The 22,002-nt window shown below is 67.6% G+C and carries 12 protein-coding genes and 1 pseudogene; 8 read left to right on the top strand and 5 right to left on the bottom strand.

All coding sequences use genetic code 11. The features are described 5' to 3' along the window. Position 1: 1 nt before the first annotated feature. The 7 genes and pseudogenes from BLV02_RS17340 to BLV02_RS17375 all read left to right on the top strand — a co-directional run bounded on the left by BLV02_RS17340 (position 2) and on the right by BLV02_RS17375 (position 11,872). Positions 2 to 1,111, top strand: coding sequence for an AAA family ATPase (locus BLV02_RS17340; RefSeq protein ID WP_069114829.1), 1,110 nt, complete (start codon positions 2 to 4; stop codon positions 1,109 to 1,111). A gap of 13 nt (positions 1,112 to 1,124) precedes the next feature. Then, the gene (locus BLV02_RS17345; protein ID WP_069114830.1) at positions 1,125 to 3,551 is read left to right on the top strand and encodes a DUF5682 family protein; all 2,427 of its coding nucleotides are present in this window, start codon (positions 1,125 to 1,127) and stop codon (positions 3,549 to 3,551) included. Next, entirely contained in the window at positions 3,548 to 4,684 is a 1,137-nt protein-coding gene (locus BLV02_RS17350; RefSeq protein WP_069114831.1) for a VWA domain-containing protein, read from the top strand. The genes BLV02_RS17345 and BLV02_RS17350 overlap by 4 nt, the downstream gene beginning before the upstream one ends. Beyond that, positions 4,681 to 6,717 carry an SWIM zinc finger family protein gene (locus BLV02_RS17355; protein WP_069114832.1) on the top strand — a complete coding sequence of 679 codons (2,037 nt, stop codon included), beginning with the start codon at positions 4,681 to 4,683 and terminating at the stop codon, positions 6,715 to 6,717. The genes BLV02_RS17350 and BLV02_RS17355 overlap by 4 nt, the downstream gene beginning before the upstream one ends. 154 nt (positions 6,718 to 6,871) lie before the next feature. Continuing rightward, positions 6,872 to 8,031, top strand: a pseudogene (locus BLV02_RS17365) (IS3 family transposase). A 1,199-nt stretch (positions 8,032 to 9,230) separates the two neighbouring features. Continuing rightward, entirely contained in the window at positions 9,231 to 10,487 is a 1,257-nt protein-coding gene (locus BLV02_RS17370) for an ATP-binding protein (protein ID WP_069114834.1), read from the top strand. Continuing rightward, the gene (locus BLV02_RS17375) at positions 10,484 to 11,872 is read left to right on the top strand and encodes a DUF6414 family protein (RefSeq protein ID WP_141711863.1); all 1,389 of its coding nucleotides are present in this window, start codon (positions 10,484 to 10,486) and stop codon (positions 11,870 to 11,872) included. The genes BLV02_RS17370 and BLV02_RS17375 overlap by 4 nt, the downstream gene beginning before the upstream one ends. Before the next feature lie 746 nt (positions 11,873 to 12,618). On the opposite strand, the gene BLV02_RS35715 is transcribed toward BLV02_RS17375, so the two are convergent. After that, the gene (locus BLV02_RS35715; RefSeq protein WP_171906892.1) at positions 12,619 to 13,566 is read right to left on the bottom strand and encodes a hypothetical protein; all 948 of its coding nucleotides are present in this window, start codon (positions 13,564 to 13,566) and stop codon (positions 12,619 to 12,621) included. 179 nt (positions 13,567 to 13,745) lie between these two features. After that, a complete protein-coding gene (locus BLV02_RS36565; RefSeq protein ID WP_171906893.1) occupies positions 13,746 to 14,069 on the bottom strand; it encodes a hypothetical protein in 324 nt (107 codons plus the stop codon). A 52-nt stretch (positions 14,070 to 14,121) separates the two neighbouring features. Between BLV02_RS36565 and BLV02_RS17390 the strand changes: the two genes are divergently transcribed. Further along, positions 14,122 to 17,433 (top strand): error-prone DNA polymerase, encoded by a 3,312-nt coding sequence (locus BLV02_RS17390; RefSeq protein ID WP_074946407.1) that lies wholly within the window; start codon positions 14,122 to 14,124, stop codon positions 17,431 to 17,433. Between the two features lie 310 nt (positions 17,434 to 17,743). Here the strand turns inward: BLV02_RS17390 and BLV02_RS17395 are convergent, their stop codons facing one another. From BLV02_RS17395 to BLV02_RS17405, 3 genes are read right to left on the bottom strand one after another with little or no spacing between them, the layout of a single operon-like run. After that, complete coding sequence (locus BLV02_RS17395; protein WP_069114838.1) at positions 17,744 to 19,699, bottom strand: ADP-ribosylglycohydrolase family protein; 1,956 nt, start codon at positions 19,697 to 19,699, stop codon at positions 17,744 to 17,746. Between the two features lie 2 nt (positions 19,700 to 19,701). Then, on the bottom strand, positions 19,702 to 20,610 hold the full coding sequence (locus BLV02_RS17400) for a carbohydrate ABC transporter permease (RefSeq protein ID WP_216094577.1): 909 nt from the start codon (positions 20,608 to 20,610) through the stop codon (positions 19,702 to 19,704). A 38-nt stretch (positions 20,611 to 20,648) separates the two neighbouring features. Then, entirely contained in the window at positions 20,649 to 21,995 is a 1,347-nt protein-coding gene (locus BLV02_RS17405; RefSeq protein WP_141711865.1) for a Vgb family protein, read from the bottom strand. Positions 21,996 to 22,002: the final 7 nt, after the last annotated feature.

Consider the following 22,002-nt stretch of genomic DNA (forward strand, 5'->3'; position numbering starts at 1 on the left):
CATGACAGCCGCTCCGTTGCCAGGTGGGCCCGTGCTCCGGGCGCCGGCCGAGATCACCTACGCCGACGAGCTCGCCGCCCTGGCGGCCGCCGACCAGGGGCCGCGTCCCGCCGGGTGGCGGCTGACGCCCCGGGCGGTCCGCGCGTTCGTCGTCGGCGACCCCGCGCTGGGGGTGTCGCGGAAGTTCTACGGCGACGATCCCTTGGTCGACCGCTGCGTCGTGACGCTGATGAGCAACCGCGGTCTGCTCCTGGTGGGCGAGCCCGGGACCGCGAAGTCGATGCTCTCCGAGCTGTTCGCCGCGGCGATCTCTGGGGACTCGACGTGCACCATCCAGGGCAGCTCGGGGACTACCGACGACCAGATCACCTACTCGTGGAACTACGCGCTCCTGCTCGCCGAGGGCCCCACACCGAGGGCCCTGGTCCGCGGCCCGCTCCATCAGGCCCTCGCCCGCGGCGCGGTGTGCCGGTTCGAGGAGGTGACACGGGTTCAGCCCGAGATCCAGGACGTCCTGATCGGGGTGATGTCGGACAAGCTCCTCCACGTCCCCGAGCTGGACGATCCCGACTCGGTGGTGTTCGCCGCCCCCGGCTTCAACGTGCTGGCCACGGCAAACCTGCGCGACCGGGGCGTACACGAGATGTCCAGCGCGCTCAAGCGGCGCTTCAACTTCGAGACCGTCCGCCCCATCCGGGACCGGGACCTCGAACGTCGGCTGATCAGCGAGCAGACCGACGGGATGCTCGCGCACGCCGATGTCGACACCCGACTCGGCCCCGACGTCGTCGACCTGCTGGTCACGGCGTTCCACGACCTGCGCGAGGGCGTCACGGAAGACGGCATCCAGGTGGAGCGGCCGACGGCTGTGATGAGCTCGGCCGAGGCGGTCTCGGTCGGCTACGCCGCGGCGCTCGACGCCCACTACTTCGGCGACGGTGCCGTCGGCGGCCAGCACATCGCCCGCCAGCTGATCGGGACCGTGCTGAAGGACAACTCCGACGACGGCGCCAAGCTGCGGCACTACTTCGACGTCGTGGTCAAGCCTCGGGCCCGCCGGGACAAGGTGTGGAAGGCCGTCCTGCAGACCCGCCCCGAGCTCGAGCGCTGACCACCCGGCGACCATGCCTCAGCCACTCTTCTCCAGCACCGAGGTCCGCGCCGTCGCGGCCCGGCTCGTCACCGACGAGCTCGTCATCGTGCCGGTACGGCACCACAGCCCGGCGTGTGCCGCGGCGGTCGAGGCCGCGTTCGCGCGGCACCAGCCGTCGCGGGTCCTGATCGAGGGCCCACGCAGCTTCACCGACCTGGTCCCGCTGCTGTGCCATCCCGACGCCCGATACCCGCTCGCGGTGTACACATGGTCGCGGCCCACCCGGCGCTCGGCCGGGTCTGCAGGGGCCGGAGGCTACTACCCGTTTTGCGACTACTCCCCGGAGCTCGTCGCCGCCCAGCTCGGGCATCAGGCGGGTATCCCAGTCGGGTTCTGCGACCTCGAGGTTGGCGAACAGGCCGCGGCGGCCTCGGAGACGGTCCTCCCCGGCAGCGGCTCGTTGCAGCGCGAGGACGTCTACGAGCACAGCCGAACCTTGACCGCCCTCGCGTCCCGGCTGGGGTGCCGGGACCACGAGGACCTGTGGGAGCTTCTGTTCGAGGCGGACCTGGCGCCCGTCGACCTCGACGAGCACCTGGCCCGGATGGCCGCGTACTGCCTGCTCGCCCGCGGCGACCAGACCACCGCCGACCTGGACCGCGAAGGCACCCGGCAGCGCGAGTCCGAGATGGCCTGGCACGCAGCCCGGGCGCTGGCCGCACGCAGGCCGGGCGACGGCCCGGTGCTGATGGTGCTCGGCGGGTTCCACGCCGTCGCCCTTCCCGATCTGCTCGCCGACCCGCCCGACCGGCCCACGTTCGAGCTCGGCCCGGCCGACGAGGGGGCCGCGCTGGTCCGGTACGGGTTCGACCGGCTCGAGCGGCTCAACGGGTACGCCTCCGGGATGACATCGCCGGGCTGGCACCAGCGGATCTGGGAGGAACGGCGCCACGGCAACCCGCCCGACCAAGCCCGCCGCGCGGCAGCACTCACGGTGCTGCTCGACGTCGCGGAGCTGCTGCGGGGTCGCCATCACACGCCGGTCCCAACTCCCAGCCTGGCCGCCGCCCAGCACCAGCTCGGGCTGCTCACCGAGCTGCGCGACCATCCCGCGCCCCTGCGCAGCGACCTGCTCGACGCCGTCACCTCCTGTTTGGTCCAGGGCGAGGCCGACGTCGAGGGACGGCTGGTGCGCCGGGTCACCGGGCAGGTGCTGACCGGACACCAGGTCGGCGTCGTCCCGCCGGGCGCCGGCACCCCCGCCCTGGTGCGCGACACCCTCGACCGGCTGAGGGCGCTGCGGCTCGACACCGACGCCGCCGAACCCCGGAACCTGGCGCTCGACCTGTACCGCAACCCCGCCCACCGGCGCACCAGCCGCGCCCTACACGGGCTGCGACTGCTCGGGGTGCCGTTCGCCGACCACGTCGCCGGCCCCGACTTCGTCCGCGGCCGCGGCCTGGCCCGGCTGCAGGAGCGGTGGAGCTACCTGTGGTCCCCGGTCACCGAAGGCGTCCTCGCTGAGCTGTCCCTCCTCGGCGCCACGCTCCCCGAAGCCGTCGAGACGCGGTACGGGCACCTGCTCGAGGAGGCCACCGCCGAAGGCCGCGTGCCCGGCAGCATCGAAGCTACGTCGCTCCTCGCCCAAGGCGCCGTGCTCGGCCTGCACGACGAGCTCGGGCCGGTCGTGACCCTGAACAGGGACGCACTCGCCGCCGAGACCTCGTTCGTCGCCGCCGTCATCGCGACCGCGACGCTGGCCCTGCTCGAGGAGGGACGCGAACCGCTCGAAGCAACCCGCCTCACCACCCTCCCGGACCTGGTTGCGGCTGGGTTCTCCCGTGCGCTCTACCTCGCCGCCGACCTACAGGGCGACGAGCAGCCTGCCGACGATGTCGCCCACGCCCTCACCCGGCTCCGCGAGCTGCTTGCCTCACCGGCTGGGCAGGCCCTTGACCCCGATCCCTTCTGGGCGGTTGTAGACCACCTGCGGCGTCACCACGATCGGACCCTGGTGCGCGGCGCCGCCGCGGGGCTCGCTTCAACTGCGGGCCGGCTCCAGCTCGCGGACCTGGCGCGCGACGTCGCCGGCCACCTGGCCAGCTCGATGCCCCCGGGCGAGGCGGCCGGGTTCGTCCGTGGCCTGTTCGCGACGGCGCGGGAGACGGTCTGGCAGGAGTCCGGCCTCGTCGAGGAGCTCGACGGCCGCCTCGCCGACTGGGAGCAGGCCACGTTCCTGGCCGCCCTGCCGGACCTGCGCCTGGCGTTCGCCGACCTCACGCCGCGCGAGACCGACCGGGTGGCGGAACTGGTCGCCGCGCTCCACGGAGGCGAGAAGCCCGACGTCTCGGTTCGCCGCGACATCGACGCCGCCACCATCGAGGCCCACGCCGCCGTCTCCGAGCTGGTGGTCGAGGCGCTCGAACGCGACGGCCTCGCCGGATGGGTGACGCGATGAGACCGACCGACCGTTGGCGGCTGGTGCTCGGCCGGTACGCCGACCAGCGGCTGCCAGCCCCGGCCGACGCCGACGGGGCCCGCTACGAGCGGGCCCTGGACTACCTGTACGGGCGCGAGTACGCGGGCCGCGGTGGCCGGCCCGACGGCGCAGCCGAGGAACGTGAGGTCACAGCCGGCTCACTGGACCCGTCCGCCCCGTCGATCGTCGAGTGGCTCGGCGAGGTCCGCGAGTTGTTCCCCCGCGAGACCGTGGAGACCATCGAACGGCACGCCCTGGATCGGTACGGCCTAACCGAGCTGGTCAGCGACCCGGAGGTGCTGGCCTGCATCGAGCCGAGCGAGGAGCTGCTCAAGACCCTGCTGTCCCTGAAGGGCCGGCTCGCCCCGGCCGTGCTGAGCCAGGTACGGCGGATCATCCGCACCGTCGTCGAGGACCTCCGCCGTCGCCTGGAGACCGAGGTCCGGCAGGCGTTCACGGGCAGGCTCAGCCAGCACCGCCACAGCCCGCTGCCGGTGGCGAAGAACTTCGATCCCCGGGGAACGATCCGGGCCAACCTGCGGCACTGGGACCCCGAACGGCGACAGCTCGTGGTCGAACGCCCGCTCTTCTTCCAGCGCAACGCCCGCCGGATCCCGTGGGAGGTCGTCCTCCTCGTCGACCAGTCCGGGTCGATGGTCGGGTCGGTCATCCACAGCGCCGTGATGGCCGGCATCCTCGCCGGGTTGCCCTCGTACCGGCTCCGGCTGGTCGTGTTCGACACCAGCGTCGTCGACCTGAGCGACGTTGCAGCCGACCCGGTCGAGATGCTGATGTCGGTCCAGCTCGGCGGCGGCACCGACATTGCCCAGGCGGTCAACTACGCCGGGCAGATTCTCGACAACCCCGCCCGCGCCGTGGTGGTACTCGTCAGCGACTTCTGCGAAGGCGGGCCGCCGTCCGAGCTCGTCGCCGCCGTCCGACGGCTCGTCGAGGCCCGCGTCACCGCCATCGGGCTGGCCTCGCTCGACGGATCCGCCCACCCGCACTACGACAAGCAGATGGCCGGGCGGCTCGCCGACGTCGGTATGTCCATCGGTGCCCTCAGCCCTGGGCAGCTCGCCGAGTGGCTCGCGGAGGTGACCGCCCGATGAGCGCGGAGGTGCTAGGGCGCGTCCGCGCGACGCTCGCGCGCTGGGACGACGAGGCATGGACGGCCGTGGCCAACCGCGGCCTGCTCCGCCGCGCCCGCAAGGACCTCGAGTCCGTCGCCGTCACCCTCGCAGAGGACGACGAGCAGAGAGACGCCCCGACGGTGGCCGTGGCCGTCGGCGACAACGTGGTCCGCATGGGCCCCAGCGGCCCGGCCGACGCGACGTGCACCTGCCCCAGCGCGGTGCTCTGCCAGCACATCATCACCGCCGGCCTGTGGCTCGCCGCCCAGCAGGAAGCGGACACGACCCCGTCGCTGTCTGACGAGCTGATGGCGCTGGAGGCCACCACCATGACCCGGTACGCCGGGCTGCCCGGCTACCGATGGGCGCACCAGCACCTCGACGACCTCGACCCCGACCACGCTCCGACGTTGTCGCAGAGCGGGTACCTCGCGGTCACGTTCGCGCAGCCCGAGCTCACGATCCGCTACCTCGGTGGCGGACTCGACGGACTCGTCCTGGACCAGAACGTCCCGCACCCCGAGCGCTACCGGGTCGCCGCGGTCCTGGCCTGGCAACGCGCCCACGGGCTCCGGTTGCCGCCACCACCGCCGCCGCGCTCCGGCTCCACGAAGTCCGGCCGCCCGGCCACGGAGACGGCGAGATCGCTTGCCGAGTCCAGGGCGCGGCTACGTACCACCGCCGGTGCCCTGCTGCGCGACATGGTGGCCGTCGGCGTCTCTCACCTCTCGCCCGCGATCCGCGACCGCGTCGTCACCGCCGCCACCTGGGCCCAGGGCGTCGAGTACCACCGCCTCGCCCGGCTGCTGCGCCGCATCGGCGATCAGGTCGACCTCATGCTGGCGAGGTCCGCGGCCGCCGACGACCTCGCACTCCTGGGCGACGTCACCACCGCCCACGCCCTCGTCGCCGCCCTCGACGCCGCGGCCGCCACCGGCAGCGAGCCGGCCACCCTGCTCGGCCGGGCCCGCACCGCCTACGACCCGGTGCGCTCCCTCGACCTCATGGGGCTCGGCGGGTCGCCCTGGCGCACCGGATCCGGCTACCACGGCCTGACGTGCGTGTACTGGAGCCCGTCCCGACGACGCATATACACCTGGACCGACACCCGGCCTGAGAACGTGCCCGGGTTCGACCCGCGACACCGCTGGGAGCAGCCCGCGCCCTGGACCGGGCTGACGACCCCGGCCGCCGCGGCGGGACGCCGGGTCGTGCTCACCCATGCGCAGGTCAGCCCGGATGGGCGCCTGTCCGGGGTCGAGGTCACCTCAGCCGCCGTGACCGCACTAGACAGCCGCGAGCTCATGGACCAGTTGCCCGTGCAGGACTCCTGGGAGACCCTCGCGCTCCCGCGGCCGCGCGCGCTCACCGACGTCTTCGACCCGACCGGGGCCTGGGCCGTCCTCCAACCGGCGCGCGCGCTGCCCGCCCGCTGGGACCCGTCCGACCAGACTCTCACCTGGACGCTCCTTGACCACCAGGGGGAGACCGCCGCCATGCGCGTGCCCTGGAGCAGGCTCCACGCCCACGCGATCGAACGCCTCGAGGCGCTCGGCAGCGGCCTCCCCGACGGGGCGCTCGTGGTCGCGCGGCTCCGCCGGACCCGCGGCCAGCTCGTCGGCGAACCCCTCAGTCTTGTGATGCCGGACCGTGCGCACCAGCCCGTCGACTCGCTCCACTTCGACCCGGGATCCGGCCAGGCCACGTCGAGCCTGGTCGACCGACTCCTCCGCTCCGGTGTCCCGGACCAGGCCCCAGCCGACGACGAACCCGCGGCCAGCCCGGTCCCCGCGGCGCTGGCGGAGCTCCGCGCCCTGGTCGAACAGGAGGCCCAGCGCGGCTGCACGGGTGCGCCCGCCGGCGCCGTCGTGCCCCGCCTCGCCACCGCACACGCCGCCCTGCGCAAGGTCGGCTTCCCGGTGTTCGCCGACCCTGACCGGTCCGTCGAGCCCGCAGAGGCGCTGCTCCGTTCCCTGTACCTGGTCCAACAGGTCGAGACGGCGCTGATGTAGTTGCTCATTCGTTTGGGTGCCCGCAGCGTTGCGGCGCACCGAGCGATCGGAGGCGGGTATCCCGTCGGACGGCCCTACCCGCCACCTTCCAAATCCGGGTCTGCTGCACGATTGGGTGACATCTGATCTGCGTCGATGTGTCGGCGCTAGAAGGATGTGCATCGTGCCCAAGGAGTTCCGCGAGGACGTGATCCGGGTCTACCGCGGCTCGGATGCCTCGATGGCCCAGGTCGCGAAGGACTTCGGCATCTCGGCGTCGTGTCTGAAGCGATGGCTGACCATCGACGAACGAAAGTCATCGGCCAACTCGGGCTCGTCGCACCCGGTCGAAGAGTCGGACGCGCTGCGTGAGGCGAACAAGCGGATCAAGCTGCTCGAGCAGGAGAACGAGGTGCTGCGCCGCGCGGCCGCGCATCTGTCGCAGGCGCACCTGCCGGGAAAATGATACCGGCTCGTCCACGAGCTCGCTGGCGACGCGATTCCCGTTGCGGTGACGTGCCGGGTCCTCAAGATCGCCCGCCAGCCCTACTACCGCTGGCTCGCGAACCCGGTCACCGACGCAGAGCTGAGGGCGGCCTACCGCGCCAACGTGTTGTTCGACGCCCACCGCGACGACCCCGAGCTCGGCTACCGATTCCTGCTCGACGAGGCCGCGAAGCCGGTCAGGCCATGGCCGGACGGACCGCCTGGAAGTACTGCTCCCAACTGGGCTGGTGGAGCGCTTTCGGCAAGAAGCGCGGCTGCAACGGCAAGAAGCCAGGCCCACCGGTGCGCGACGACCTGGTGCTGCGCGACTTCACCGCGACCGCGCCGAACCAGCTGTGGCTCTCGGATATCACCGAGCACTGGACCGGTGAGGGCAAGCTCTACCTCTGCGCGGTCAAGGACGTCTTTTCCAACAAGATCGTCGGCTACTCCATCGACTCACGGATGAAGTCACGCCTGGCCGTCGCCGCGCTGGACAACGCGGTCGCTCGGCGCCGTGCTGAGGGCGGTTGTATCTGCACACCGACCGCGGCTCGCAAATTTCGGTCCAGGAAGCTGGTGCACCAGCTCAACCGACACGGCCTGGTCGGCTCGATGAGGCGCGTGGGCGCCGCCGGCGACAACGCCGCCATGGAGTCGTTCTTCTCGCTCCTGCAGAAGAACATCCTCGACCGCCGCACCTGGACCACCCGCGAACAGCTACGGATCGCCCTCGTGACCTGGATCGAGAGGACCTACCACCGACGACGCCGACAGGCCGCCCTCGGCCGGTTGACCCCAATCGAATACGAACTCATCATGAGCCCAGCCGTCGTCAAAACGGCCTGACCCGACCTGTCGCCTATCCGTGCAGCAGCCCCGAGCGGCCGACAGACGCCGGGCCGAGCCGCTCACTCCGTGGTCGCCCGCGGACAGAGCTGGCGACCTCTTTGGTGTGAACGACGAACCTACACGCCTGTAACCTCGTGGGATTCGGATCATCGCAGCTCATGGACGCCGGACGACCCGCTCTCACCCCTTCTGGCCAAGCCTTGCAAGGAAGTCGTCACACGAATCGCACACGATCATGGACGGTCCTCTTGCTGCGCTGACGGGATCAGAACCGCCGCGCCACCTTGAGATCGCGACGTGGTCGCGCATTCCGTACCGGCTCTGAGCTGGCAGATACCCGCGGCGTCATCGTGAACCCTGGACACGACAATCGCCACACGACAGTCGTAGATCGTCCGACGACGGTGCTGATCGTCGGACTGCGCGCCGCTCGAAGCCAGTTCGCACGACGGATGCACCCAACGCACCCCGGAACGGCGTGATCGCATCGGTGTGCCTCGAACCGTGGTCATTTGTGCATCGCATCCCGGACTCCGAGCTGAACCTCAGCATCGAAGCGGCTGCGGCCTCGCTCGCCCGCCAACATGATGACCGGCGCCCTCGACGTCGAACTGTCCGATGGTAGCCACGACACCCGTGCGCCGAGGGCGGCAAGCTCGACGCCACCTTCGACTACGACAACCCGCCCTACGGCGGCATGGCCGACGACCCCACGAACACCGGCAGCGCCGCCCAGGACCTGCTCTGTACGACCAAGAGCTGTTCCCGCGCGATGAGGCGAACTTGCCGGCTTGGCATCCGGCACGGCGAGCCGCCTCGAGCTGAGCAGTGCCTCACACCCGTCTGGCGAAAGATGATGCTCCGTCATTGATGCATGGCAGTCCGCGGCCCGTCATCTCTACGGTCCCGAGTGCATCCTCAACGCGACACGCCGAGAGGCGCAGATCCTGAGCATGGCCATGCGGTGACGCTAGGATCTACCGCAGCTGCCTTGGTGGCCACATCACCCTCCTGCGGCTATGCACCTCGCTCAAGTTCGCAAGCAACCGTTTTCGCGTGGGTCGAGAATGCTGCTCGTGTTCTGTCTTGGCCTTAGGCCAAGAATCCGTGCATATTTGGTTTAGTTCTGCTTGCTATTTCCGTCACAGGAAGATTTGAAGCGGAAGTCAGTTCATCAAGAGGGCACACGAAGCTACATGACACCTGAAGACAATCCCACCAAGATACCTGCGCGCGTTGAGCATATTGACGACAAGGGTGACGTGCATCTTATGCTGCGCAATGGTTACGTGCATACCTTCAAGACGGACGACGATGACGATACAAGCTTTGAGGTCGGCGATGTCGTGCTTGTCGGGCCCGATTGGTACGATATTGAGCATACGAGCAGCGATCTTTGGTATTCGGAAAAATGGATCGGCGTCGTGCGACTGGTGCTCGACGAGGAGATCGTGATTTCGACCGGCGAGCGGTCGCCGCGGAGCTACCCTCGGCTGGCCGACCTGGACATCGAAGTAGGGTACACCGTTGAGGGCCGAGACCCCGACGGCGTTATCCGAGTGCTCGACACGCGCCCTATTCGCCAGATAGACCTTTCGCTGGATGAACCGACGGACCTATCCAACTTCAAGAAGATCAAACCGGAAGAACCCGACGAGGACTCGCCGAGTTTCGACGACTTCGGCGGCTATCGGGACATCGTAGAGCGCGCGGTTGAGTTGATCGAAGTGCCATTGAAACATCACGATAAGCTCACTAAGATCAACGCGAAGGGCATCAAGGGCGTCCTGTTTACTGGCCCCTCTGGTACAGGAAAGACCTTGCTAGCGGAGATCATTGCTCACCGGGCTGGGGCTACCTTTTACCTGATCCGAGGCCCCGAGATCATCAGCAAGTATCTAGGTGACAGCGAGGATTTGCTGCGGAAGATCTTCGATGACGCAAAGAAGAACGAGCCCGCAATCATCTTCTTCGATGAGATGGACAGTGTGGCGCCTCAGCGTGGCGGCGATTCCCATGAGGCTTCCCGCCGTCTGGTGGGCCAGCTGTTGACCCTGATAGATGGCTTCGACCGCAAGAAGAACATCATGGTCATCGCAACCACCAACCGGCCCGAGGACATCGATAGTGCGCTCCGGCGCCCCGGTCGCTTCGACTGGGAGATCGCATTCCCGTTGCCGGAGGAGTCGGACCGCGAAGAGATACTGCGAATTTCGGCCCGCAGGCTCAACGTTGATAAGGGCCTGCCACACGAGATCATCGCGCACAAGACCAATGGCTGGTCGCCAGCTGAGCTCACTGCCATCTGGAGTGAGGCGGCGCTCCTGGCAGTGCAGGACCATCGCGACATCGTTCTTGAAGAGGACTACTTCGGCGGGTTCGAGCGCGTCGCTGCCCAGCGTGAGCAGGTAGCCAAGAGCAAGCGCCGTGAGCGGCAGGAGGGCAAGCGATGAACCGGCTCAAGCAGTGGTGGCGTGGCCGTAAAGCCAAGGATGAAGAGGCGCCTGCCCCAGAACCCTGGTACGAGATGCGTGAATTCGTCTACCTAGACGAAGTCAGCGTCGTCAGCCTGCTGTCCTCACGAGAAGGCAAGGTTCCGAGCGAGTTCACCGATACGTCGACGAATTCGTCCCGGGCACAACTTAGCGCCAACATTGGCGCGAATGCGGGCTTTGCTAAGTCGGAGATTGGGTCACAGCTGGAGTCCAGCGCGACAGAAGACACCAAGGTGGTCAGTCGCGCTACAATCCAAGCAATCTTCAAGCGTCTTTACGATGGCGAACTTGCTAGGGATCACCTTGCGATTGCTCCGATTCGCGACAACGACAAGAAGCCGACTTCCAGCGATTCCGAGGCCATGCTCAGCGAGCCGTCCAGGGCGGGTGTGGCCCCGTGGACTATCAATGTAGCTAGCCTTCGTCGTGGCCAAATGGTAGAACTCGAGGTGGAGTTGTATGCTGACCCAGCCTTCAGAGTCAGCACCATTGCGTCCTCCTTCGCCGAGATGGTTAAAGACAGTAAGGAACTGATCGGTCAACTCATGGAGCGCCACGAGCTGGACCAAGCGCTGGAAATTAATGCTCTTATTGAGAAATTGATGGCGGGCCTCGTACCGCTCAGATGCCGGGTCGCAAATTATGTGTTAGTCGGCGAGGACGACAACGCCGCTCTTGTGCATCGTGAGGTCGTCAAAAAAGTACCGGAGAACGAGCGCCGCGCGACAGTGGACGTTCAGCTGGTGGGCGTAACGGAGAAGTCACTCTATTGGAAGGACACACGACGGGTTCTGTTTGCGAAGGATCGGTTCCGCGTTCTCTGTCGACTGAATGAGGATGGTATTGGAAGTGCGTGGCGCCCGGTAACTCTGGTCGATGTGCTCGGTGAAGTGGCGCCAGACTTTGGTGAGGTACTCGGAATCTTCGGCCCTGATGCCCTGCAGCAGATGGCGGATCGCTCGGCGCGTCAATCGCGGCTGATCGAACCACGCGTCGCGGCGCTGAGGAACTTCGGCGAGCTGATGGCGCTTGAGATGGATGTGAAGCTTACCGACGAAGACCTTGAGCAGATCGATTTGTTCGCGAGTGAGGGCGCGGAACTCTTCAAGTCGGTACACGACAGCCGGCCGGCATTCAGGGCAATTACCGAGTACATCAAGGATCGGTCCAGCGTGCCGTTCAACCCTGTAGCCGCCGCCAAGCTGCGAGCAGCCGCGGCTCAGCGGCAGGGCCTCCATCCAGGCGGCACGGCGATGGACGCGAGCGCCACCACGTTGGCCACGAAACTAACCCGGGAGACCGAGTACTTCCTGAACGCAGAGATCATCGCGATCTACTGGTAAGGCACGGCGCCCACGCAGCATCCTTCCGAGACCGGCGCGGGCCGTCGACGGCGTTGGGCAGTGCCGATCACCGGCACCGAGAGCTCGATGATCGCTCCTCATCGTTTCCTCTCTATCGACCCGGCCGTAACGGGGACGCCTGCATGCCGGAGAGCGCTCCCAATGCTGCTTGGGTGATAGTCCAGCCGCTCCCCCCACGGCGACCAGCGCGAGCCCGAACTGTTACAGCTCGACGGGCTCGGCCTGCTCGCTGTCGGAGAGGACCTGCCGGAGGGAGCTTTGACACCGTGCTCACGCAGGAGCTTAAGGACAGTCTCCTTGCCAAGCTTGTAGCGCGTCACCGGTTCGGGACTCGGTACGCCTGCGTCGTGGTCGTAAACCAATTGCATGACAATCTCAGACGTGAGGTGACGCCTGCGCGTGTACGTGCGTAGCTGCCGAGCTGGTCTGTGCTCACGAGCCGGCCTCGGCTGCAGCTTCGGCTGTACTAAATACAGTGGTCCTGGAAGTTCCGCATAGGAGGCAAGCACCTCGACATCCCGATGCCGAGCTGGGCCGACGCTGAAGACATGAGGGACCACACGAAGCCGTGCTCGACGTGCGGCGGCTCCTCGCGTCTGCGCCCATCCGCATGATGCGACGTTCGCCCTCGGCACCGGCGCCCGGCATCTCCGCGCACATCTGTGCCTGACCCATGGCCGCCTCAGTCCTCGAATGAACGCCGATCGAACGAGTTCAGGCATGGCTTAAATATTCGCGAGATAATCCCCGGGGTCTGTTGAAATACCTACGTGGCTAAGCTCATCCAACACCAATTCGAGAGTGCAAAACGGGCATTCGAAGCCCAGCACGAGCCAGAATTCGTCCACGAGAGCGATTGGCTCACCCTGCTCGGAATACTCAAACTCGCCATCTTTGCCGAGTTCGATCACACCAGAATTCTGACAGGCGGGACATGCAGTCCTTGGCGCTTCGCGTCGTTGCTGCACAGCCACCTCGACAACCTGGCTCCATTTCTCTGTCGGACCTAGCTGCTCAATACGCCCCGCATACATCTCCTTGGCGCGAACAATCTTCGCAGCGACCACGGCAGCCACCTCGCTGAAGTTCTGAGCAATCAGCGCATCCACAGCCGGAAGACAATCACCCCAGATCGCGACGCGCCCGCCGATCACGTCCGACACATTGTCCAGGAATTTTGCCATCGCGATGACGTGATCGAGTTGCTCTCGACCGTCAACGATGCCCATATGGGCAGCGGCGTTTCTAGCTGCAAGAACCCGGTTAAGTTTCTCAGTCGCGATTCCACGGTCGGGGAAGAGTCGAGCTAACATCACTATCGCGGCACTCGCATCAATAGTCCTGACCGCATCCTCGGGAACAGACTGTGCGTGCCGTCGGTTTCCTGTTATTGCCAAGAGCGACCTGCCGGTCTTATCTTTGGCCCCATCGGCAATCAACGCGGGCTCGACCGTCGCAATGCAGGCCTTCGCAGCAAGCTCGACCGCCGTGCCGCTGCTGAACGCTACGTCAAGAAGATCAAACCATTCCGTCGCGTCTCTGTTGCGCACCGAACGGCGGGCATGATGCCCTGCAGCAGTTGCGAGCACAATGGAAAGCTCAGCATATGGCCGCCGCTTGTATCCGGTGGTCCAGCCAGCGCCAGTGACGAGAATCGATCGGTTCGTAAGCACGTTGCCCCCTCGCCCATGAATCTGACCTAGCCAGGCTACAGATCGCGCCATGCCCAGGCACTGGACGCTTGCTTCTGTGAGCGTCCGCTGCCGGTAGCGGTCGGAGGCTCGGGGGGCAAGCGCCTCCCCGACGCTCGTTTCGCGTGAGGCGCACGGATTCGCCTCACCTCTCCGTGAGGCTAGGTGTCGGTCGGGTTGATCGGTTCGGATTGGTAGACGTCGTCGGGTTTGACCCAGACGCCTCGTCCGGGGAGGCGGCCGGCGGTATCGTCGAGTTGGACGTAGCGGTGAGTGCCGCCCCAGCGGGTCAGGGTGCCGGACAGCCAGGCCTCGCTGACGGCGCCGTCGTGGTCGGTCCAGACGACGCGGACTCGGACGCGCCGCGGGCGGGGCCGGTCGGGGTAGCTGGCGGGGTCGTCCGGGACGTGGCGGTTCAGGACGTCGCGCCATCGCTGGACGTGCGGTGGCTGCTCGGGGTCGACCATGGCGCTACGATAGAACATATGTTCGATGATCGCTTGTGGTGTGACGTCATGTGCGGTGGGGTGGTCCGGGGTGGGCTGGAACCCTCGGCCTGACATCGCGTGGAGCGAGTTCGAGCGGGCACTGACGTGGGGCAGCGGCTGGCGCAGCGACGGCGCGAAACTGCCGCCCCGCCCACGACCCGAACCACCGCCACCGGAGCCTCCGCGCACGCCGCCGGCGGTGCCGTGGGCCGAGCTGCACTGCCACTCGGCGTACTCATTCCTGGACGGGACATCGGAGCCCGAGGCGCTGGTGGCCGAGGCTGTGTTCCAGGGTGTCGAGACGTTGGCGATCACCGACCACGACGGCATGTACGGGGTGGTGAAGTTCGCCGAGGCCGCCCGCGACGCCGGCATCGCCACCGTGTTCGGCGCCGAGCTGAGCCTGGAGCTGACCCGGCGGCAGAACGGCATCCCGGACCCCGAGGGCAGGCACCTGCTGGTGCTGGCCCGCGACCCTGACGGCTACCGGCGCCTGTCGGCGGCGATCTCGGCGGCGCAGCTGCGCGGCGGCAAGGGCCGCCCCGTCTACGACCTCGACGAGCTCGCGGCCGCGCACGACGGCCGGTGGGCGATCCTCACCGGCTGCCGCAAGGGCCTCGTCCCGGCCGCATTCGCCGCCGGCGGCCCGGCCGCCGCCGGCGGCCCGGCCGCCGCCGCGGCCGAGCTGCGCCGCCTGGTCGAGATGTTCGGCCGCGAGAACGTGTTCGTCGAGCTGATCGACCACGACCAGCCGCTCGACGACGACCGCAACGACGCCCTGGTCGAACTCGCGAACGACGTCGGGGTCGGGGTGGTGGCGACGAACAACGTCCACTACGCCACCCCGACCGGCCACCGGCTGGCGCAGGTGCTGGCCGCGGCCCGGGCCACCACGAGCCTGGCCGAGCTCAACGGGTGGCTCCCGGTCGCCGGTGGGGCGTTCCTGCGCTCCGGTGAGGAGATGCGGGCCCGGCTGGCCCGCTACCCCGGCGTGCTGGAGACCACCGTCGACCTCGGGCGGACGTGCGCCTTCGACCTGAGTCTCATCCGCCCGGAGCTGCCCGACCGGGAGGTCCCGGGCGGGCACACCGACGCCTCCTGGCTGCGCCACCAGGTCGCCACCGGCGCCGCCGCCCGCTACGGCCCACCCGGCCCGGACACCGAGCGCGCGTACGCGCAGATCGAGCACGAGCTGCAGGTGATCGAGCAGCTGAACTTCCCCGGCTACTTCCTCATCGTCCACGAGATCACCCAGTTCTGCGCACGCGAGGGCATCTTGTGCCAGGGCCGCGGCTCGGCCGCCAACAGTGCGGTCTGCTACGCCCTCGGCATCACCGCCGTCGACCCCGTCGCGCACGGGCTGCTTTTCGAGCGGTTCCTCACCGACGCCCGCACCGGCCCGCCCGACATCGACCTCGACATCGAGAACGCCCGCCGCGAGGAGGTCATCCAGCACGTCTACGCCAAATACACCCGCCAGCGCGCCGCCCAGGTCGCCAACGTCAACACCTACCGGCCCAAGATGGCGCTGCGCGACGTGGCCCGCGCGCTCGGCTACAGTCCCGGCCAGGTCGACGGCTGGACCAAACACGTCGGCTACTTCGAAACCGCCGTCCCCGACGACGCCGGCGTCCCCGACCAGGTCACCCACCTCGTCGAGCAGCTGCTGCGACTCCCCCGGCACCTGTCCATCCATTCCGGCGGCATGGTCCTGTGCGACCGCCCGGTCGGCGAGGTCGTCCCCGTCGAGTGGGCCACCATGCCCGGCCGGTCGGTGCTGCAGTGGGACAAGGACGACTGCGCTGCCGCCGGGCTGGTCAAGTTCGACCTGCTCGGCCTCGGCATGCTCTCCGCACTACGCGAATCGTTCGACCTGCTCCGCGCCCACCACGGCATCGACCTGGCCCTGCACACCGTCCCCGCCGGCGACCCCGCCGTCTACGACATGATCTGCGACGCCGACACCGTCGGCACCTTCCAGATCGAGTCCCGCGCCCAGATGGCCACCCTCCCCCGGCTACGGCCGCGGACCTTCTACGACCTCGTCGTCGAGATCGCCCTCATCCGCCCCGGACCCATCCAAGGCGGCTCCGTCCACCCCTACCTGCGCCGCCGCACCGACCGCGAACCCATCACCTACCCCCACCCCTCCTTCGAGAAAGCCCTGGCAAGAACGCTGGGAGTGCCGCTGTTCCAGGAACAGATGATGCAACTGGCCATGGACTGCGCCGGCTTCACCCCGGCCGAGGCCGACCAGCTCCGCCAAGCCATGGGCTCCAAACGATCCGAGGAACGCATCGCCGCGCTACGGGACCGACTCATGTCCGGGCTCGCCGCCCACGGCATCCCCGAACCGGTCGCCGAAGACCTCTACGGCAAACTCTTCGGCTTCGCGAGCTACGGGTTCCCCGAATCCCACGCCTACAGCTTCGCCTACCTCGTCTACGCCAGCGCCTGGCTCAAACGCCACCACCCCGCCGCGTTCACCGTGTCCTTGCTGAACAACCAACCCATGGGGTTCTACTCACCCCAATCACTGGTCGACGACGCCCGCCGCCACGGCCTCACCATCCGCGGCGTCGACATCAACGCCAGCACCGCCTACGCCACCCTCGAGGACCACGTCCCCGTCACCCCCGGCCACCCACACGCCCCCACCGGCGACCAGCCGGCCATCCGGCTCGGCCTCACCAGCGTGCGCAACCTCGGCGACGACCTCGCCGAACGCATCGCCAACGGGCGCCCCTACACCGACATCGCCGACCTCGTCCGCCGCGCCGAAGTCCCCGAACCCGCCCTCGACGCCCTCGCCACCGCCGGCGCATTCGGCTGCTTCAGCCTCGACCGCCGCGCCGCCCTCTGGAAGATCGGCGCCATCGCCCACATCCGCCCCGGCCAGCTACCCCGCACCACCCCCAGCGACATCACCCCACCGCCACTCCCGGCCATGACCGCCGTCGAGCAGACCTTCGCCGACCTCTGGGCCACCGGCATCTCCCCCGACAGCCACCCCATCCAACACATCCGCGACCACCTCACCGCCGCCGGCGCCACCCCCGCCGGCCACCTCCCCACCCTCCGCCCCGGCCAACGCGTCCGCGTCGCCGGGCTCGTCACCCACCGCCAACGCCCACCCACCGCCAGCGGCGTCGTCTTCATCAACCTCGAAGACGAAACCGGCATGATCAACATCATCTGCCCCGCCACAATCTGGGAGAAACAACGACGCATCGCGCTCAACACCAACGCCCTGCTCATCGACGGCACCCTCGAACGCTCCGACGGCGCCACCAACCTCCTCGCCGCCCGCCTCACCCCACTCACCGTCGCCACCACCGGACGCAGTCGAGACTTCCGATGACCAGCGAGAAAGCTCGCGCTGCATCATGGACCTTCTTAACGACTCAGCAGCAACCGAGCAGCAGGAGTCCGCCCTGGGCCCATCGCACGGCAACCGGCGCGAGCTACGCGCCACGCGCGCGAGGCCGCGCGCTCGAGTGACCTGGGTATGCCCGACTCTTGATCCGGCTTCGAGCCGCGCCTCACACCTTGCTACAGAGAGCTTCGGATGTGGCCGGAATGCCGATGACGATTCGCGGGCCTTGTCAGGCCGTTCCACTCCCGGGCGGCGATCCCTGGCTGCGCGGGATCGCCGCCGGGCGAGCCTGGTGTCACTTGTCCCAGGGGAACCGTGTTCGTCCGATCTGGGGCTGGCCGTTCTGAAAGCGGTCGGTACTGCAATAGGTGACGTGGCACTCGGTCGGTGGGGCTTCGTTCGTTCGGACGAGCTTGATGAGCAGTTCGTTCCATCCTTCGCGCACGGTCAGGACGGCGGAGGAGTCCTGCCGGCCTCCGTAGTTCGGGCGGATGGGGTGGTACCGATTGGCCGTGGTGTACTCGACGTCGTTGAACCAGAACTTGGCGGGTACGTTGGCCTCGATCGAGAGGTGCACGTCCACTTCGTACGGGCTCTCGAAGAACGCCTGTAGATAGTGCGCCCCGTCCGTTCCGTCCGTCCCGCACAGGTCGATGGCGTTGCCGATGCCGTAGAGCTCGCTCCATTCGCCGGGCCGGGACCCGGCGTCCGTCCGCGCTCCATCGGCGTTCTCGGGATCGTGGCGGGTGTCCAGCATCGCCTGGTCGTCGGCTCCGGCTGAACGTGGAACCGAGGTGATGCGGTACGCGTGGCGACCGACGAGGACGACGGGCACGGCGGGCAGGCGCGGCTGACGTTGCGGTGTGACCTTGACCAGGAGGTCGTTGGCGTTGCGCACCAGACCCCGCCGCGGCACGGGGAGGTTCCACCTGAGTTCGGAACTCTCACCTGCCGGAATGCGAACCTCGCGTGACTTCGCGATGTCCCAGCTGGACGGCACGAGCAGGTCGACTTGGCCGACGAGGTCGTCGGCGCGCTTGTTGCGGAGCACGGTCACGAACTCGGCGGACCCGTCGGCGACGATCTCAGGCGACGGCCCATAGTCGACGTCGACGTCGACGTCGACCCCGGCGAAAGGCACGATGCTGGCGCTGCGTCGCCAGAGCCGCTTCGATGCCTCGTCAGCGTAGAGGTCGGCCTCCTCGACGTGCAGGCGCCCATCCTCACCGAGCAGCCCTGCGGCTCTCAGGAAGCGCTTCGCGGTGTCGCGGATCCTCACGGTGAGGTCGTGGAGGTTGTTCGGGGCGGGGTTAGAGCCGTCGGAGAGGTGCCGCACACCGCCCCATGACTCGTTCGTGGCGATGATCGAGCTGAGCGGCTCGATCCACTTCTGCGGGAGCCCTGTGCGACCGGCGAGGATGCCGAGGTAGCTCCCGATGGATGCGCCGGATGAGTCCGTGTCGTATCCACAGTTGACGGTCTTGCAGATCCCATCGCCGAAGTCGGTGCCGTAGAGGAGGCCGATCACCTGGAATCCGAGGTTGATGGGCGAGTACTGCGCGTTGTAGTGGGGGGTCGCCGTGAGCACGGCTTTGCGGGCGGCCTTCCAGTCCAGGCCGGCGTCTACCGACTTGAGCACGGCGTAGATGGCACGAGCGGTCGCGCTGTCCGGGTCGATGTACGACAGTCCGATGTCGACCAGCTTGCGGCGATCGGAGATCACGAACGCGGCGCATTCCAGGGCGGTGTTGAACAGCTCACCGTTGACCGACTCGCCGCCGGCGTGGTCACAGATCGCGTCGGCGTACGCGTATCGGACGCCCACGCGCGGCGCGCCCGGCGTGATGCACGCCCAGATCTCCGAGCGGATCGGGCAACCCATGCAGTCGACGAACCAGTTGTTGTACGCGCCGCTGACAGGCGGCTCCAGCCCCAGCCGAAGGTTCGTCTTCGACATTCCGTACTCGTCCATGTTGTAGCCGATGTGGTCGAGCCAGTAGCGCGACAGGTCGCGCGCCGTGAGCGGCGGGCCGACTTCCTCGGCAGCCTTCAACCAGGCCAGCTGCATCTCCAGGTCGTCGTTGGGCATGCCGCCCTCTTGCAGCTCCGGATACCACCAGACGTCGAACGGCTCCTCTTGGCCGTACGGCGTCTCGAGGGGTCCGCCGAGAGTGCCGCCGGCATCCTTACCAAGCCAACAGCCGTAGACCTTGTCGTAGAACTCCGGGCCATCGAGGTCGATTGTGGGCATTCTTAACCTTTCACTCCAGTGACGACAACGCCCTGGATGAACCAGCGCTGTGCAGCGAGGAACAGGACGACGCAGGGAAGAAGGGCGATGAGAGCACCGGCCATCATGAGGCCGTAGTTCTGGGTGTGTTCGCTCGCGAAGTTCTGAAGTCCGACCGACAAGGGGAACTTGTCCTGGGACTGGACGTAGACCAGCGGACCCAGGAACTCGTTCCAGTACGCGAGGAACGAGAAGATCGCCGACATGACGAGCGCCGGTTTGGCCAGCGGCACGACGATCTCGAGGAATATCCGCACGCGCCCCGCGCCGTCGATGAGCGCCGACTCCTCCATCTCGACCGGGATCGAGAGGAAGAACTGGCGCAACAGGAACGTGTTGAAGGGCACCGCGAAGAAGGCCGGCACGAGGAACGGGAGGTAGGAGTCCAGCCAGCCGATCCAGCTGAACATCACGAATGACGGGATCAAGGTCGCCCAGCCCGGCACCATCATCGTCGCGAGCATCGTGTAGAACATCACGTCCCTGCCGCGGAACCGCAGCCGCGCGAACGCGTACGCGGCGATCGAGCTGCCCAGCAGGTTTCCGATGACACCCACGACTGTGATGAAGATCGTGTTGCCGATGTAGCGCAGGAACGGTGCGTCGGTGAAGAGCTTGACGTAGTTCTCCCACGCGATCGGTGACGGGATCCACTCGATCGGAAACGAGTAGATCTGTGCCGGTTCCTTGAGGCTGGTCGAGACCATCCAGAGCAGCGGGAGCAGGAATGCGGCCGAACCCGCGACCAGCACCGCATAGCTGACGAGGTTGCGCAGGAGCCGCAGGGCCCGCAGACGGGGCACGGCTCGATGCCGCGAGGTGACCGGGGTCGTTGCCCCCGCGCTGGGGGGCAACGACTCGTCGTGGGCCACGTGGGGATGCAGCGAGTGACTCACGACCGATCACCCGGTCACTTCTCGACGTAGCGGACGGTGAGGAGCTTCTCCGTGGTCGTGTTGGCCGACACGATGAAGGCCTCGGGGACCTCGCTGAACCCAGGTGCCATGACTTCGAAGCCGGCCTTGAACGTCGGCGGCCAGCGACGAGCCTCGTGTGCCCGCGCCATCCACACGTAGGCGTTCACGGCGTGGTCTCGCGATCCCACCGTCGTCAGGATTTGAGGCAGCGGTGTCCATGAGCCCGGCATCGGCAGCGGAAGGTCGGTGTTGACCTGCCAGTCGACTCGGTCCGCGGGGATTTGAACATAGCATTGCGATCCCGGGCCGGAGGTCCGGATCTCCACACGGCCTTCGCCGACGCGCAGGGAACGGATGGGCTTGTCACAGTGCGCGGTCACCCCGCGATTGGTGGCCTCGTACCGTACGGAATCTGCGGGTGAGTACCGGAACAGCATGGAGCCTGCGTGGAAGCCGCCGCCGCGTTCGGACGTGAAGTAGACATCTCCCGACGACGTCGCCGCGACACCTTCCGGGTAGTCGAGATCGCGCAGCAGCACGGTCCGCGCGCCGCCGGTCGCGGGCACGACGCTCAGCTGCCCGGAGCTGCCTTGGTCGTCGTAGTTGCCCTCCTCGATGACGTAGACCTTGCCGCCAGCTTCGGCCACTCCGCGGACGCGCCACATGCCGCTCGCGAGCACCACTGGCGTCCAATCCGACTGAGAAACCCGGGAAACGCGACCTGAGACGGACTCGCGCTCTTCCTCCGGAAGGCTCTCCGCGGAGTTCGGGTTCCCGTACTCGCCGAAGTAGAAGTTGCCGGCGGCGTCGACGGCCAGGCCCTGGGGTATGGCCAGGCCGCTCACCCGCGTCACCGCCTGGCCGTTGACGATCTCACGCAGCGTTCCGCTCTCGGTCGTGAAGAACACGTTCCCGTTCGTGCCGATCGCGATGCCGGACGGCGTGTCCTGGGTGAGCGTCGCCAGCACCGTCACCTCTTTGGTGTCGACGTCGTATTTCTTCACGTTGAAGCAGCCATCGGTGTAGTAGATGTCGCCCTGCGACGACACCGCGATGCGCTGCACGCCGCACTCGAGGTAGTCCGCGGCGACGCTCACCTCGCCAGTCGCGTCCACGTTGCCGATGTATCGACCGTTGAACGCGGCGTAGTAGACGGAGTTGTCAGGGCCGAGGGCTACGCCGTAGCCGAAGGGGATGCCTTGGACCAGGGGTGTGGCGGGGATGCCGTAGCCGGGGGTGCTCTGAGCGGGGCGACCAGGAGTGGCTGCGGGTGCGACGGAGCTGGCCGCGAGGGTGAGCGCGACTGCGACAGATGCCACTACCGATGTTCGGATTCGCATGTGTTGC

The organism is Jiangella alba (assembly GCF_900106035.1).
Taxonomy (GTDB): Bacteria; Actinomycetota; Actinomycetes; order Jiangellales; family Jiangellaceae; genus Jiangella; species Jiangella alba.